This window comes from Crocosphaera chwakensis CCY0110, assembly GCF_000169335.1.
GTDB classification, from domain to species: domain Bacteria; phylum Cyanobacteriota; class Cyanobacteriia; order Cyanobacteriales; family Microcystaceae; genus Crocosphaera; species Crocosphaera chwakensis.
Genome location: NZ_AAXW01000001.1, coordinates 84,770 through 99,859 on the forward strand (window position 1 = coordinate 84,770; position 15,090 = coordinate 99,859).

A 15,090-nucleotide genomic window follows, 5' to 3' on the forward strand; every position below is an offset into this window, starting at 1 on the left:
CTTTGTTAAACTAATCGGCATTACACCTCAAATCATAACAAACTTTCTTCTTTACCCGTCTTTAATTGACCCAGGATCATGTTACTGTCCCTATCAAACGCTTTTATTAAAAGACCTGTATTAAGTACCGTTTGCACTATTGTTATTATTCTTTTGGGGACTATCTCTATGGCGGTGTTGCCCTTAGATAAGTTACCTGAAATTGCACCGAAAAAAGTTGCAGTAACAGCTAATTATATCGGTGCTGATGCTAAAACAACAGAAGACAACGTTACCGCCGTATTAGAACGGGAAATCAACGGAACCGAGCAAGTCAGGTGGATCGACTCCTTTACCGATAATACCGGGAATGTCTCGATTAACGTCACCTTTCCGACGGAAATGGATCGCAATACTGCCCAGGTACTGGTTCAAAACCGAGTCTCTCAAGCTCAATCTACCTTACCCTCCGTGGTGAATCAAGCAGGGGTGAGAACAAACACCCAATCACCCAGTTTAACTCTAGTGTATGGATTTTATGCTGAAAACGGGCCAGACGGTCAACCCCTCTATGATAAAACCTTTATCTATAACTATGTTGATCGCTACATCTCCAATGAGATGAAAGGGTTGCCAGGGGTGGGATCAGTGGGTTTATTTGGGGGGGCAAACTATGCCATGAGAATCTGGCTTGATCCTGATAAATTAGCCGCTAGGGGACTAACCGCTTTAGATGTAGTGGCCGTGATCAATGAACAGAATTTTGATGTTGGGGTAGGAAGAATTGGACAACAACCTGCCCCACCCGAACAACAGTTTGAACTTCCCCTACGGATACAAGGACGCTTTCAAACCGTTGCAGAAGCAGAGGATCTGGTGGTCAAAGTTGGGAACGATGGCACCTTGATCCGCATTGGGGATGTGGGTTATGCAGAATTAGGGATGGAAAACTATGACACTGTAGTTAACGTTGATGGCTTCACAGGGGTAGCATTTTTAATTTATCAGTTACCCGGTAGTAACGCCCTAGAAACCGCCGACGCAGCTAAAGCGAAAATGGCAGAATTAGAGCCAAATTTTCCCCCTGGCCTGAAAGTGGTCATCGGTTTAGATAATACGCTATTTGTGAATGCCTCTCTCAACGATTTAAGCATCACCCTACTCCAGGCGATCGCCTTAGTAGTATTGGTGATCTTTGTGTTCCTCCAAGACTGGCGCACCACTATTATTCCGGGTATTGCCATCCCTGTGGCATTAGTAGGGGCTATGATCGGTTTAAACGCTTTTGGCTTTAGCCTCAACCAGTTAAGTCTTTTTGCGTGTGTCTTGGCTACTGGGTTAGTGGTAGATGATGGCATCGTCATTGTAGAAGCAGTTTCGAGTAAATTAGCCCAGGGAATGCGCCCCACGCAAGCAGCGATGGATGCAATGGATGAACTGTTTGGGGCGACGATTTCCACCTCCGTTGTCTTAATGGCGGTGTTTATTCCGGTGTGCTTCTTCCCAGGGACCATCGGCATCGTTTATCGACAGTTTGCCCTAACTATCATCTTTGCAGTTTTATTTTCCACCTTCAATGCCTTAACCTTCTCCCCTACCATGTCAGCCATTTTACTGGGTCCACCTGAAGACAAACACGGCCCTTTAGCCGTTTTGTTTCGCTGGTTTAACCAAGGATTTGATATTATTCGCCAAGGATATCGCGGTTTTATTAATTTTTTAACCCGTATCCGAATTGTCATTATGGCCTTATTTATTGCCGGCTTAGTGGCTACTGGTTGGGTCTATACCACTATGCCATCCGGCTTTATTCCAGCCGAAGATCAAGGCTATTTCTTCGCCCTAACGGACGCACCCCCAGGGGTATCTCTCAATTATACTCAGGCCATTGATCGACAAATTACAGACATTATTCAAAATATGGATAATGCGGAGCAAACTCTAGACCATGTGATTAATTTAACAGGATTTTCCTTTGAAGGGAGAAACGCCAATAAGTCTCTCACCTTTATTAAATTAAAGCCTTGGGAAGAACGGCCAGGCGCGAAAAAATCAGCTTTTGGCATCATTCAAACTCTCAATCGAGAGTTTGCTCAAAACATATCTGGAGCTAGAGTGTTTGCCAGCAATGCCCCTCCTGTGGATGGTTTAAGTAACTTTGACGGGTCAGAAATCTTTATTCAAGACCGTCAGTTAAAGGGAATGGATGCGTTGATCGATAATGTGCAACGGGTGATAACGGCCGCTAATCAACGGCCAGAAATTGGGCAAACCTTTACCACTTTTACGTTTAATAGTCCTTTGCTGACGCTATCCATCGACCGAGAAAAGGCCAAAGCGCAAAACGTTGATATTGATAGTATTTTAAGAACTTTACAAACTTATATTGGCTCTAATTTTGTCAATCAATTCGTCTTTGAAGGTCGTCTTTATCGGGTTTATGCCCAAGCAATGGCACAAGATCGCTCTAACCCCCAAGATATCGGCCGTTTGTATGTGCGATCGCGAGAAGGAGCGATGGTTCAACTCAGTAACTTAGTTAGTACCGAAACCACTACTTATCCTCCGATTCTCACTCGTTACAAAACATTCCCTGCTATTAAACTCATTGCCTCTCCAGCACCGGGTTATAGTTCCGGTCAGGTGATTAAAGCAATGGAAGCAGTTGCCCAGGAGACGCTACAGCCTGGTTTCGGCTATTCCTGGACAAATACGGCAGCCGAAGAACAAAGCTCGGCCGGGGCAGCCCCTATTGTCTTTGGTCTAGCCTTTGTCATGGTATTTCTCGTATTAGCAGCCCAATACGAAAGCTATATCGACCCCACCATCATCCTCTTGACGGTTCCGTTGGCTATTTTAGGAGCGTTGGGGATGATTTGGTTACGGGTGACTTTTGTGCAAACCGCCCCATTTAACCCTGGTGACGGTATTTGGCCGGTGTTAAATAATAATATGTATGCCCAGGTAGCGTTAGTAATGTTAATCGGGTTAGCTGCTAAAAATGCGATTCTTATTGTCGAATTTGCTAACCAGTCCCGTGATCTTGGGATGAGTATCACTCAAGCAGCCATTAATGCTGCTGAACAACGGTTACGTCCCATTTTAATGACAGCAGTTTCTTCCTTGGTGGGGTTTGCTCCCCTGTTGGCTGCCTCAAGTGTCGGAGCGGTTAGTCGTTGGTCTTTGGGGACGGCTATTTTTGGAGGTTTGGCCTTAGCAACCGTGTTAAGTTTGGTGTTGGTTCCTATTCTCTATATTGTTATTAAAAACTTTGAAAAATATGTTCTCGGTGGGGATGACGGAACCCCTCCCAACGATGGGGGAAATGGCCACGGAAACGGTAATCAACCCTCTCCTACTGCACCAGAAGAGGAAAAAACTCCAGTTTATCGGGTTTCTTCTCAAGGAGAGTAGGTTATAAGTGTGGAGAGTATGGAGAAACAAATATCAACCCCGAACCCCGAATTCCTACTTCAACAACTACTAAAAATGGAGTCATTAAAATGTTTAAAAATTGGACATTTAACGATTGGATGAATCACATTTTATTTGTGGGGACAATTATCTTATTAATTATTTCTTTTACCTAAGTAGGAAGATAACCGTTATGAATATTAGAAAAGTTATTTTTGCTGGAATTATAACTGCTTTAATTGGTGCTATGTTTGGACTAGCTGTGACTAAAATATCAGGTAGAGAAGAACGTAAAAAAATTCTACTGTTTGGTGGTGCAGCAGTTGGCTTTGCTATTGGTGCATTTCAAGAATCAGTTCAGCAACAAAAGAAACTGAGAGATGACGAATATGGAGATACTAATTCTTGGAAATAAGCTGTGAGTGCTTTTGCAATATCATTCAGAGAAAATAAGGAATCTTATAAAGGTCTTAATATTCAAATGTATAGAGATTTTTTTAAACATATTGAAACAGTAATTAATAACAGTTAAGGCTTAAGATTTCCTCCTCGAACAAACCAACCAATAACACCGCTAATAGCAGCAGTAACAGTAATAATTAAAAACTGTCTCCAGTTCTTGAGTTCCCCAACCTTTTTCGCTAAGTCAGGAATCTTATCAATGGCAGGTTTCCAGTCTTCTAAACGAGTTTCTACAATAGCTAATCTTTTATCAATAGCTGTTAATTTCTCTGTTAAGTGTTCTTTTAAATCAGCTTGACCTTTTTCTATAGCTCTATGATTATTAATGATGAGGTCTTTTAATTCTTTAAGATCATTCTCTGTAACTGTTGACATGATGTTACCCTCAAGTTAGTCATGATTTATGTAATATACCTATATATTATCCTGTTTTTAGTTACTGTAAGGTAGGCATTGTCCACCTTACCTTACTTTAAGCTTAAAAAATAAAATGATTAATCTTGAAAAATTAGAACACGATATTAATGAATTACCAAAAGAGGCACAAAAATGACTCATAGATTTTGTTGAATTACTCAAACAAAGAAATGCTTTATTGAATAAACCAGAAACATCAGAAAACAACGATGCTTGTACTCCATGAAATCTAATTCACTAAATGAGATGAAACAGTCCACTAAAATAAGAGGTTATAGTATTTTTATCCATTAAACCTATATAACTAACTATTAAAAAGGGCGAACGATGGGACTTGAACCCACGAGTGCCGGGACCACAACCCGGTGCCTTAACCACTTGGCTACGCTCGCCATACATACACCTTTGTTATTGTAACATCATTTTCCTAAGTATGCACAAAAAAAGTAGGGCTAATTCATAAATTAGTCCCTACCTTTCACGACTGTAAGGATTAAACTTTAGCCAACGAATGCTTTAACGGGTTCAGAAACGCCAGAAGATTCGTTTCCTTTAAGGTAAGCTAACATTGTATCAGCGTCTGATACTTCAAAGGGATCAGTGGGGCAGTTATCATTATAGCCAGGTTCTACAAACATTTTCTCGATTTTGCAGTCGTTAACTAGCATAGAATAACGCCAAGAACGCATTCCAAAACCGAGATTAGATTTATCCACTAGCATTCCCATTTTACGGGTGAATTCGCCGTTTCCATCGGGTAATAAGAAGACATTTTTCGCTTCTTGTTGTCTACCCCACTGGAACATAACAAAAGCGTCATTGACAGAAATACAAATAACTTGGTCAACTCCTAACGCCTTGAACTCATCATATAACTCTTCGTAGCGAGGTAAGTGGTTAGAGGAACAAGTAGGAGTAAATGCACCAGGTAAGGAGAAAACAATTACTTTCTTACCTTTAAAAATTTCTTCGCTGGTTAAATCTTGCCAACGATAAGGGTTAGGTCCAGGAACGGACTCATCACGAACACGGGTTTTAAATACAACATTTGGTACAGTTTCCATAGCGGCCATATTTCACCTCTTGACAATCAGTTTTGTATCAGCTTTTGCTGTCTTATCTCAGAATAATTCTTATCTAAGAAAAAGTCAACAGTAATAATTACTTAATTTCTTGAATAATCTTAATATAATATCTAATCTTAAAAACATTCAATTATAATATAAGAACGCATCAATAAGATAAAGTTAAGACGATGAAACAAGAAGCGAATACCATCGTAAACACCCTAAAGCAGAAGAAATTGCGAGTAACACCTCAGCGTTTTGCGGTTTATGCTAATTTACTCCACAGAACGGATCATCCGACTGCCGAGCAAATTTTAAGCGATCTCAATAAAAATGCTCCTACCTCTTCCCAAGCAACGGTTTACAGCGCCTTACAAGCTTTACGAGAAGTAGGTTTAGTGCGAGAGGTATTGTTAGAGCCAGGAATTTGTCGTTATGATGCTAATGTTGAATCACATCATCACTTTCGTTGTCGTTGTTGTGGTGTGATAGAGGATATTCCTTGGGAAAACTTTGACTCTCTTAATTTAAAGGGATTACGTCAGGGGATTAAAGCAGAACGATATGAAGTGATTGTCGAAGGGATTTGCGATCGCTGTTTATGTTTAACAATTGGCGTGCTTATCGTAAGGATGATGACAGTTTTCAGGTAGTATGTGATCTGATCTAGAATCGATAAAACTTTGATAAATCACCTGATATCTAACAAATTATGAAACTTTCAGATCATCTTAAAATGGCCACGTCTGCCCTTTTGTCCCATAAACTTCGTAGTGGTTTAACCATGCTAGGGATTATCATCGGTAACGCTTCGGTTATTGGTATGGTTGCAGTGGGAGAAGGGGCTAGAAAAGCTACTGCGGAACAATTTAAAGCCCTCGGTCCGAATGTTTTATTTCTGAGCTTATCTTCTACTCGGATTAGGCGTACTTTATCCTCACAAGCCAAACCTCTGTTACTCGAAGATGCAGAAGCTATCGATCAATTAATTCCTAATTTAAGCAATATTTCTCCAGAAATCCATATCAATCAATTAATTACTTATCAAGACGAAATTGTCGAAAACTCGATCACAGGAACCACCCCTGATTATCTTCCTGTGAGAAATTATGAGATAGAAAAAGGGCGTTTTATTAATAATATTGATGTTCAGCGTAATCAAAGAGTTGTGGTGTTAGGAGCAGAAATTGTCGAGAAACTATTTAATAATCAAGATCCTATTGGAAAACAAATTAGAATTAAAAATACAACCTTTGAGGTTATTGGTACCTTAGCTAAAAAAGGAGCTTTATTTGACTCCAATCAAGATAATAAAGTTATTGTTCCTATCACCACGGCACAACATCAGTTAAGAGGCTGGAATTCTCCTTATGGTATTGTTTTAAATACTATTGCTTTACTCGCAAAAGATCAAGAGAGTGTGGATGCAGTTCAGTTTCAAGTCAAAAATTTAATGTTACTACGTCATGGAACAACTCGGGAAAACGATATTAAGATTTTTTCTCAAAATTCTTTACTGAATATGGCAGAAGAAACTAATGCAGGATTAAAACAAATGTTAGGAGCGATCGCCTTTATTTCTTTATTGGTTGGTGGTATTGGAGTGATGAATATTATGTTAGTTTCTGTGAAAGAAAGAACGGGAGAAATAGGACTAAGAAAAGCTTTAGGAGCAACCCCAAAAGATATTTTAGGACAATTTGTCTTAGAAGCTATTTTGTTAGCAACCTTTGGTAGTTTGGTAGGAATTGGAGTTGGTTTAGGTGGTGTTTTTATCGCTCATCTTTTCTTTTCTATCGCAGCAAGTGTTTCTATTCCATCTATTCTTATCGCTGTTAGTGTTTCGGGTAGCGTTGGCTTATTTTTTGGCGTTTTTCCTGCTCAACAAGCAGCCAAACTTGATCCAATTATTGCCTTAAAAAGTTATTAATTTAAAACAAAAAATAGAAAAAATAAACTCGATGAAATTATCAAGAAATTCAATAAAAATATCCTATAAGATTATCTCATTCTTCTAGTAAATAATTTGGTAAGTTAGAAGGGCTTAATAATATTAAGCCTCTACTAATCTTTGATTTTTCTTATTATTTAGACCAGTAATCCTTCAAATAAAATACGCCCTTCTATTGCCCTTGTCAGAGAATCTGAAGCCCTTTCTGGATGGGGCATCATTCCTAAAACATTGCCCTGTTTATTGCTAATTCCAGCAATATTAGACAAAGAACCATTGGGATTAGCCTCTTCGCTTATTTCCCCTAATAAATTGCAGTAGCGAAAGATAATTTGATTATTATCTTCTAATCCTTTTATGGTGTCTTTATCCCCGTAATAACGCCCTTCTCCGTGGGCAACGGGTAAGGTAATCACTTGATTAGAAGTATATTGTTTCGTCCAAGATAATTGATTATTTTCTACTCTTACAGGAACGCGATCGCAGATAAAATGTAAATCACGGTTACGTATCAAGGCTCCAGGTAATAAACCTACTTCCGTTAACACTTGAAACCCATTACAGATCCCTAAAACTAATTTGCCTTGGTTAGCGTGTTCGATGACCGATCGCATAACAGGAGAAAAACGGGCGATCGCCCCACATCTGAGATAGTCCCCATAACTAAACCCTCCAGGTATGACCATAACATCAATATCACTGATATCAGTGTCTTGATGCCAGATCATACGGGTGGGTTGATCGAGTAACCCTTCGGTAACGGTAGCAAGATCGCGATCGCAGTTCGATCCCGGAAAAACGATAACACCAAATTTCATGCTTGACCCCCAGTCTTTTCTAATGCAGTGATTTCATAACAATAGTTTTCGATGACGGGGTTAGCGAGAAGGCGATCGCACATTTCGTCTACTTGAGTTTCGGCATGAGCTTGATCGTTAGCTGTCATGGTAAGCTCAATATACTTACCAATTCTTACTTTTTCAACTCCTTCGTATCCTAGCTGATGTAGTCCTGATTGTACGGCGACTCCGGCGGGATCTAAAACCGATGGTCTGAGGGTAACATAAATGCGACAATGGTATTCTTGAGACATTGGCGATCAGTGATTAAGCTATATTTTCAATTATGAAACGTACTCGTTCTCAGGCTAACATTGTTCATGTCCTAAAATCCTTAACTCATCCTATTTCGGCCCAAGATTTGTACATAGAAATGAAAAATCGGGATTTAGGGTTAGGACTAGCTACAGTTTATCGCAGTTTGGAAGCATTAAAGCTAGAAGGTGAGGTACAAGTCAGACAGTTACCCAATGGTGAGGCTGTTTATAGTTTAGTCCACGAGGATCAACATCATCTGACTTGTGTTAATTGTGGAGAGTCTTTTCCTATTGATCAATGTCCCGTTCATGATTTAGAAGAAAAGCTAGAAACTTCTCATCAATTCAAAGTTTATTATCATACCTTAGAATTTTTTGGCTTGTGTCATTTGTGTCAGACGGAGGATTAGACGGTGGCGAATTGGTATTATTACCTTGAAAAAAGCGTTAAGGTGAAGGTAGCATTCTTAAAATTTCATCTATTGAATCAGCAAGGGTTTCAGTTGAAATGTTCGTAGGTTGCAAATGTGATCCCTCCATATCTTGTAAAACTTCAGGATTAATTGGAATGCCACTGGCAATCAATTCTTGAATCTTATTAACAATAAATTCGGGATCGTCAATAGCAAGACAATCATTTTTAAAGCGAATTAAGCCCATCAAATTGAAAAATCCTCGTGTGTTATTGATTAAGCATTGTGTCGCCTTTTGATTAGGAAATACCAGTCTTTCTGATAATGGATTAACAAGACTAAAGGATGAGTTAAGCGCATCCACGGCATTATTAAATTTGGGGGCTAACAATACCGATTTTTGATCGCGAATGAAAAAGTCTTCGTCAAAAACGGTATCTGTTCCGTTGAGTTCTTGATTGGCTTGTATTCTAGCGTTATCACCTCTCTGGATATCGGCGATCGCTTGATCAAACCCTTGATTTAAACACTGACGCAAAATTTGGTTCCGCTGCGGAGTATTATAGTTACTTAAAATTTCTAACAAAACAACATATTTACCGCCTAAACTATGGCCAACCCAAGAATAGTTTTTATGGTCAGCGTAAAACTCTTCAGAAATTCCATAACTATTCGCATTATTTAGCAATTGAACCCTTAAAGAATACTGTTCTTCTAGCAAAGAAACGGCTACAGATAAGTGATCGAACTGTAAAGGATTTAGGGGAAAACGATAAATGAAGAGAGTATAACCTTTTTGATACAGATTTTCTAGAAGAGAATAATAATATTGAAGGGGAAAAGAACCGAAGACAAAAGCACCAATAAATTGAATTACCCCTTTAGGTTGAGGATGTAAAGCTACTTGACTTTTAGAGATTTTTATAAATTTAAGTTCTGATGTCTTATTTGATGTATACACAGGGTTAACCATAATTTTTCCTTGATTTTCTTGAGATTTTTCCGTGAGTTTAGCATTAGTAACAGGAGTATTTTAGACCTGGTAATAAACTAATCAAATTGGGATGTTTTTGAAAAAATGGTTAGGGAACTAACGAAGTAATTAGAAATTTACTCACTTACATCAATATGAGTTAATACTAATATTTAGAGTAGAAGACAGAATATAGATCATATAGGTTTACTCAAACTCTACCTTTAACAAGCTTCCATTAGAAGAACTGATAGGAAGAGGATAATGAGTTTGATCAGGTTCCACTTTAGTTAATTCACCCATACGCAAAGCGTCTAAGTTGTAAAATGTACCTCTGTGTTCTGCTGTAAATAAAAAGTTAACGGAGTCTGATACACCTGTTGTAGAGGGATCAAGAAACACATTTAGATAACCTCTGATCTCAACCATACTGCCTCGGTTAAGTAGTAGAGAAGGGTTAGGTTGGACTAAAAGCAAACCAGTCTCAAATCCTTTTATTTTGAGAGTTAAACGAGTCGTAACATTTGGAGGGGGAACATTTCCTGCAGGAACAGAAGCTATTTGTATACTGGTTGCATTAACGCCAAAAATTTCGTTTTTGCCTTCAACATCATAAAAAATCGCAACTGTTTTTTCCAAGTCACCAGGACTCCCAACAGAAAAAGGAGTTCCACCACTTTGTGTATTGACGACAAAATCAAGTCCTAAGGTAATGTCTTGACTGGCAGTATTGCTGATAGAAAGGAAATATCCTTGAATTAACTCTCGACTAATTGGTCTTAAATTAGGATTGCTGTTTACCAAAGAATCAGGTAATTGAGGTTTGTTTAGAAGTAGTTCAAACTGAGAAAGCAATTGCGCTACCATTCCGTAAATCTCCGAAAATTTAGTGAATTTATCGAATTCACAACAACAATCTAATTATTTCAGAAGGGGTTATATCTAATCAGTTAAAGTTATATAAATTAGTCAAAAGTAACTTAAATTGACGAAAAAAAATAATATAGAACTTTACGAAATAAAAATTGATACTTAAATCTTATTTTTCTAGGATTTTTGCGAACTTTGAGCAAATACACCTTAAACTAAGGTACTATAGAGCAAATAGTTCAGCCTCACTCTTAAGACATAAAAAAATAAAGCTGACTAAAACTTAATCAGCTTCTGAAACCTCTACAATTAGGTTATTTATCGATTATTTAGTTAAGAAACAGGTTCAACATCGATAGTTTGTTCTTTGTTGAGTTTATCCTCTTGGGTAATAGATGATTTATTACCTTTTTGGCGATGTTCTAAGAATAAAGTAGATAATTCACCCACTAATAAAGATAAAATCAGTCCATCATCGATCCAACCGAGAATAGGAATAAAATCGGGTGCAATATCAAAAGGAAGTAGTAAGTAAGCAACGGTTCCTAAAATAATAAACCAACGATATTTAGGATGTTGAATTTTGGATCGATACCAGTTGTAAAAGGATTTAACAATAGAATCCATAAAATATTTCCGCAACGTTTTAACTATTATTAGTTTGCCATTTCTTGATGATCATAACCAAGGGTTGATTACCGATCCTTTTTGTAGGGTTTCTTTTTTTTAGGTGACAGTTTAACAACTGTCCTCTTACTTTTGAAAGAGATTAGTAGGAATTGATAAGTTTATTGATTCCTACTATTTTTCACCTTTTTTTACTAAAAATGTCAGTTAATTATGGCTAATCTTGATAAGGTTACTTTTTCTAATCAACGCTAGGAGATATCTGAAAAGCTTCTTTAACGTTAGGTTGATAGAGATAATAAAGAATGAACCCAGCTATTCCTAAACTAATGAGTGATCCGATGATATTTTTACCATTTAAAAGACTGGTAATATAAGTCAGTGCATAAATAAACTGAATAACAACCGCCATGGCCCAAGCCCAATTTTTCATGGCAAATAAACCATAACTAACCCCTAACGAGAAGACACTATTAACTAAACCGATGATGGCAGTAATTACCATTACAAAACTGCTTCCAGTAAAGTCTGCTTGTCCGGCTAAAAATCCTCCTACGGTTCCTAAACTACCAAATACGAAAAAAAGTAAACTAGAAATAATTCCGAGTATTCCACCTAGTAAGCTAAGAATAGCGAGAATAATTACACCTTTAGGCCGTTCCATTTTTAATTACTCCTTATCAAGTAAGATGATACTAAACTAGCGTATATTTTAACGAAATTTTCCTGATTCAGACAACTTTTTATTTCAATAGCTTATGACAGAAGAACCTAAATTATCTGAACAAATAACAGATGCTGCCATTAAACTTGTAGTCGCAGGAAGTGGGGGATCATCGCTTTATTTTTTGTTTACGGATAGTATTCCTAAAGCATTAATTGCAGGAGTAATAGCAACCGGTGCTAGTTTATTAACTAATTTTTGGGAAGGGGTGATCGGTGTGCTTAAACCCCGTTCAAAAAGCTTAGGAGAGGCAGCAGGAAAAGCCATAGACAAACGTTTAAGCAGTTTAACCTCTCAATTTTCAAATTTCAAAGAATTGTATCTAGAATCCCTAAAAACCTATTGTTATGGGTTAGAAATTGAGGGATTTCAAGACTTACCAGGGTTAGCTTTAAAGGATGATTTAAAGTTACGCATTAGAAAATTTACTAATGATCAAAAAGAGGAGTTTATTAATAAATGTTATCGTACCTATTATGTGGGAAATTCTCTGGAAACCACGCTATCAAAGAAGTTTGAATGATCCAGAAAACGAACAATTAACTGAAGGAGTAGCAAGAATTAGAAGTGATCAAGAAGCCCAAGAAAATGCTGCAGATTTGTGCAAACAATTGTTTGCAAATCTTGCTTTTAATGATTTAGCTCGTAATCCTTTATTAATTACGATGATTGCTGTAACCCATCGTTCTGAAAAAACGCTACCGACAGAACGAGAAGAATTATATCGTAAGATTACTGATTTATTACTATCAACTCGTCCCTATCACAAAAACACTTTATTAACTTTAACCGCTAAGAATAATAAGATTATTTTACAAGTGTTAGCTTTTTGTTTAATGGAAGTAGAAGAAACAACGTTTACACCAAAACAAGGAATTCAGTGGATTGAATCAACCTTAAAAGATTGTTGTTCAGAGAATCAATCGTTAACAGGTCACAAATTTTTCACAGAAATGTTGGAAATTACGGGATTATTACAGGAAAGAGAATTAGATACTTATGAATTTAGTCACTTAACTTTTCAGGAGTATTTTGCAGCGTTGCATCTCAAAGACTTGGGACAGAAAGGACAAGAAAAAATAATAGAAAGATTAGAAAATCAAAAATGGGAAGAAGTAATTTATTTTTACATGACTTTAGCGGATGCAACCCCAATTATTACCAGTATTTTAAATAATCCGAACGGTTATACTTTGTCTCTAGCAAATAAGTGTAAATTTTCGGCACGTTTAAAAGCTACAGTTAGACAAAAACTTAATAAAGTGTTGCTAGAAAGACGGGAAGACTATAAAAATATTTCTGTTGCTGTAACCTTAGAACAACGCTTTAATAATTTAACGGTTATTGATGATAAAACGGCTATTTCTAACCCCATAACTTGGGAAGAATATAAACTATTTTTAGACGCGCAAACATCGGGACAGTTTCACTCAACTGCTGAGGTAATTAATATTGCCGATAATATGACTAATTATCTTGTTACTGGAATAAAATGGGAGGATGCACGGTGGTTTTGTGGTTGGTTGGCGACACAACAAACTTTGCAGTCATCAGAAGGAGTTTATGATTATCGTTTACCCACTGCTGGAGAAACATCCCAGTTAGTTCCAAAAGGGATAACTGAGAACTCTCAAGACACAGGAGACTGTTTACGGGTTGTCAGTGAGATTATTCCCTCTCGCTACCAAACGTTGCTTAATTACTTGTCTTCTGGACGCTGGAAAGACGCAGACGAAGAGACAGCTAAGGTTATGCTTCAAGTTGCGAACCGAGTTAAAGAAGGATGGTTAGATATTGATGATATAGAGAATTTTCCTTGTGAAGATTTACGCATTATCGATCAAGTTTGGGTTAAATATAGTAATGGACGCTTTGGGTTTTCTGTTCAGAAAAAAATCTATATTGACGAACTGGGGGGGACAACAGAGTATAATGAAAAAGTTTGGAAAGAATTTTGCTATGATGTCGGTTGGATACAAAAAGAAATATATCTAGATTACTCAGATTTGTCTTTTGAATCACGCCATACGACAAAGCCTCTAGGACATCTTCCTTGCTATATAGGATATCTTGGTGGAGAACGTCGGTATGGCTTTAGATGGTGAGGTGTAGGAATAGTAACCTCTTCTCTTTCCCAAAGAATTATTAACTGCGATATGTGGCCATCAGAAACTTATGTCAAGTCATGAATTTGCGTTTTTTTAGGTTTAACAGTGTTGGGTTTAACGGTGTTAAACTCCTACGGTTGGTTGATGTAGGAGAATAATAATATTATGCCCTATACTGTTATGGATAGGCTGATCATATTTTGACAATAAACATGGAAAATATTTATAAATTACCTTTAATTTTGGAACCCCAACCTGAAGGGGGTTACACCATAACTTGTCCTTTAATTCCTAACTTAATTACAGAAGCAGATAACTTAGAAGAAGTTATCCCTAATGTATCTGACGCATTAGCAGCATTAATAGAAACCTATCAAGATTTAAACCAACCTTTACCCTGTGAATTACAACCTTTAATTCCTAATAGTACCTTATGGACAGAAACATTAATCCCAGTTAATTCTACTGTAAAATCAAAGTGAAATATAGAGAAATAGCTAAAAAATTAAAAAAATTAGGATGTCAAGAAATTCCCAGACGCAGTGGAGGTTCTCATCGTAAATGGTATAATCCAAAAAGTAATAGGATCGTGGCTATTCCTGACTGGGGAAATAAAGATTTAAAACTAGGAACTTTACGTCAAATTATTCGACAACTCGATTTAGATTGGGAAGAGTTTAAACATAAATAGGGTTTGCTGAATAAAAACAGCTAAACGAAGATTTAGTCTGAATCTCGTAATGACAAAACTTCCTGAAACCTCCATTACATCCATTGCCATTACTTTTCTAGTTGTCAATCTTTGCAGACTGCTACGGCAGTTTTTATCGCTTTATTTGTAGTTATTTCTTAATAGTAAAACTAATGAACTATTCAACAGCAATAAGATGAGCCAAAATTATATTTATAGCCATTTTATAAAAAGTAAACTTATAAAATGTCAGGAAAATTATGCGGCCAAAAGCCGATAATTTTCGGAGAAACTTTTT

General features: G+C 37.3%; 17 protein-coding genes, 1 tRNA gene and 1 pseudogene. 10 read left to right on the forward strand and 9 right to left on the reverse strand.

Going from position 1 to position 15,090, the window contains the following annotated elements; all coding sequences use genetic code 11:
- Window positions 1-78: 78 nt before the first annotated feature.
- The gene (locus CY0110_RS00415; RefSeq protein ID WP_035797914.1) at window positions 79-3,393 is read left to right on the forward strand and encodes an efflux RND transporter permease subunit; all 3,315 of its coding nucleotides are present in this window, start codon (window positions 79-81) and stop codon (window positions 3,391-3,393) included.
- Between the two features lie 193 nt (window positions 3,394-3,586).
- Window positions 3,587-3,808, forward strand: a complete 222-nt coding sequence (locus tag CY0110_RS00420; RefSeq protein ID WP_008272540.1) for a hypothetical protein — start codon at window positions 3,587-3,589, stop codon at window positions 3,806-3,808.
- 113 nt (window positions 3,809-3,921) lie between these two features.
- On the opposite strand, the gene CY0110_RS00425 is transcribed toward CY0110_RS00420, so the two are convergent.
- The 3 genes from CY0110_RS00425 to CY0110_RS00435 form a co-directional block, all read right to left on the reverse strand.
- Entirely contained in the window at window positions 3,922-4,230 is a 309-nt protein-coding gene (locus CY0110_RS00425; protein ID WP_008272541.1) for a hypothetical protein, read from the reverse strand.
- Between the two features lie 361 nt (window positions 4,231-4,591).
- Window positions 4,592-4,664 (reverse strand) — tRNA-His (locus CY0110_RS00430).
- A gap of 108 nt (window positions 4,665-4,772) precedes the next feature.
- Window positions 4,773-5,345 (reverse strand): peroxiredoxin, encoded by a 573-nt coding sequence (locus CY0110_RS00435; protein WP_008272542.1) that lies wholly within the window; start codon window positions 5,343-5,345, stop codon window positions 4,773-4,775.
- Between the two features lie 182 nt (window positions 5,346-5,527).
- Between CY0110_RS00435 and CY0110_RS00440 the strand changes: the two genes are divergently transcribed.
- Window positions 5,528-5,992 carry a Fur family transcriptional regulator gene (locus CY0110_RS00440; RefSeq protein WP_008272543.1) on the forward strand — a complete coding sequence of 155 codons (465 nt, stop codon included), beginning with the start codon at window positions 5,528-5,530 and terminating at the stop codon, window positions 5,990-5,992.
- 59 nt (window positions 5,993-6,051) lie between these two features.
- Window positions 6,052-7,269, forward strand: a complete 1,218-nt coding sequence (locus CY0110_RS00445; protein WP_008272544.1) for an ABC transporter permease — start codon at window positions 6,052-6,054, stop codon at window positions 7,267-7,269.
- 158 nt (window positions 7,270-7,427) lie between these two features.
- On the opposite strand, the gene purQ is transcribed toward CY0110_RS00445, so the two are convergent.
- Together purQ and purS are read right to left on the reverse strand one after the other, a co-directional pair.
- The gene (gene purQ / locus CY0110_RS00450; protein WP_008272545.1) at window positions 7,428-8,108 is read right to left on the reverse strand and encodes a phosphoribosylformylglycinamidine synthase subunit PurQ; all 681 of its coding nucleotides are present in this window, start codon (window positions 8,106-8,108) and stop codon (window positions 7,428-7,430) included.
- Window positions 8,105-8,383, reverse strand: a complete 279-nt coding sequence (gene purS, locus CY0110_RS00455) for a phosphoribosylformylglycinamidine synthase subunit PurS (RefSeq protein WP_008272546.1) — start codon at window positions 8,381-8,383, stop codon at window positions 8,105-8,107. The genes purQ and purS overlap by 4 nt, the downstream gene beginning before the upstream one ends.
- 32 nt (window positions 8,384-8,415) lie before the next feature.
- On the opposite strand from purS, the gene CY0110_RS00460 reads away from it, so the two are divergent.
- Window positions 8,416-8,796 (forward strand): Fur family transcriptional regulator, encoded by a 381-nt coding sequence (locus tag CY0110_RS00460; RefSeq protein WP_008272548.1) that lies wholly within the window; start codon window positions 8,416-8,418, stop codon window positions 8,794-8,796.
- Between the two features lie 37 nt (window positions 8,797-8,833).
- On the opposite strand, the gene CY0110_RS00465 is transcribed toward CY0110_RS00460, so the two are convergent.
- The 4 genes from CY0110_RS00465 to CY0110_RS00480 all read right to left on the reverse strand — a co-directional run bounded on the left by CY0110_RS00465 (window position 8,834) and on the right by CY0110_RS00480 (window position 11,933).
- Window positions 8,834-9,772 carry a DUF1350 family protein gene (locus tag CY0110_RS00465; RefSeq protein ID WP_008272549.1) on the reverse strand — a complete coding sequence of 313 codons (939 nt, stop codon included), beginning with the start codon at window positions 9,770-9,772 and terminating at the stop codon, window positions 8,834-8,836.
- Between the two features lie 207 nt (window positions 9,773-9,979).
- Window positions 9,980-10,639 carry a hypothetical protein gene (locus tag CY0110_RS00470; RefSeq protein ID WP_008272550.1) on the reverse strand — a complete coding sequence of 220 codons (660 nt, stop codon included), beginning with the start codon at window positions 10,637-10,639 and terminating at the stop codon, window positions 9,980-9,982.
- Between the two features lie 336 nt (window positions 10,640-10,975).
- A complete protein-coding gene (locus CY0110_RS00475) occupies window positions 10,976-11,269 on the reverse strand; it encodes a YkvA family protein (RefSeq protein ID WP_008272551.1) in 294 nt (97 codons plus the stop codon).
- 241 nt (window positions 11,270-11,510) lie between these two features.
- Window positions 11,511-11,933: a hypothetical protein gene (locus CY0110_RS00480; protein ID WP_008272552.1), complete on the reverse strand. Its 423-nt coding sequence runs from the start codon at window positions 11,931-11,933 to the stop codon at window positions 11,511-11,513.
- Between the two features lie 94 nt (window positions 11,934-12,027).
- On the opposite strand from CY0110_RS00480, the gene CY0110_RS29130 reads away from it, so the two are divergent.
- The 5 genes and pseudogenes from CY0110_RS29130 to CY0110_RS30655 form a co-directional block, all read left to right on the forward strand.
- Window positions 12,028-12,516: a hypothetical protein gene (locus tag CY0110_RS29130; protein ID WP_008272553.1), complete on the forward strand. Its 489-nt coding sequence runs from the start codon at window positions 12,028-12,030 to the stop codon at window positions 12,514-12,516.
- Window positions 12,470-14,098: a GUN4 domain-containing protein gene (locus CY0110_RS00485; RefSeq protein WP_157464510.1), complete on the forward strand. Its 1,629-nt coding sequence runs from the start codon at window positions 12,470-12,472 to the stop codon at window positions 14,096-14,098. The genes CY0110_RS29130 and CY0110_RS00485 overlap by 47 nt, the downstream gene beginning before the upstream one ends.
- Window positions 14,099-14,313: 215 nt before the next feature.
- On the forward strand, window positions 14,314-14,583 hold the full coding sequence (locus CY0110_RS00490; RefSeq protein ID WP_008272555.1) for a type II toxin-antitoxin system HicB family antitoxin: 270 nt from the start codon (window positions 14,314-14,316) through the stop codon (window positions 14,581-14,583).
- Window positions 14,580-14,792 carry a type II toxin-antitoxin system HicA family toxin gene (locus CY0110_RS00495; RefSeq protein ID WP_008272557.1) on the forward strand — a complete coding sequence of 71 codons (213 nt, stop codon included), beginning with the start codon at window positions 14,580-14,582 and terminating at the stop codon, window positions 14,790-14,792. Before CY0110_RS00490 ends, CY0110_RS00495 begins: the two co-directional genes overlap by 4 nt.
- A gap of 19 nt (window positions 14,793-14,811) precedes the next feature.
- A pseudogene (locus tag CY0110_RS30655) lies at window positions 14,812-15,072 on the forward strand (transposase); the annotation flags it as partial.
- Window positions 15,073-15,090: the final 18 nt, after the last annotated feature.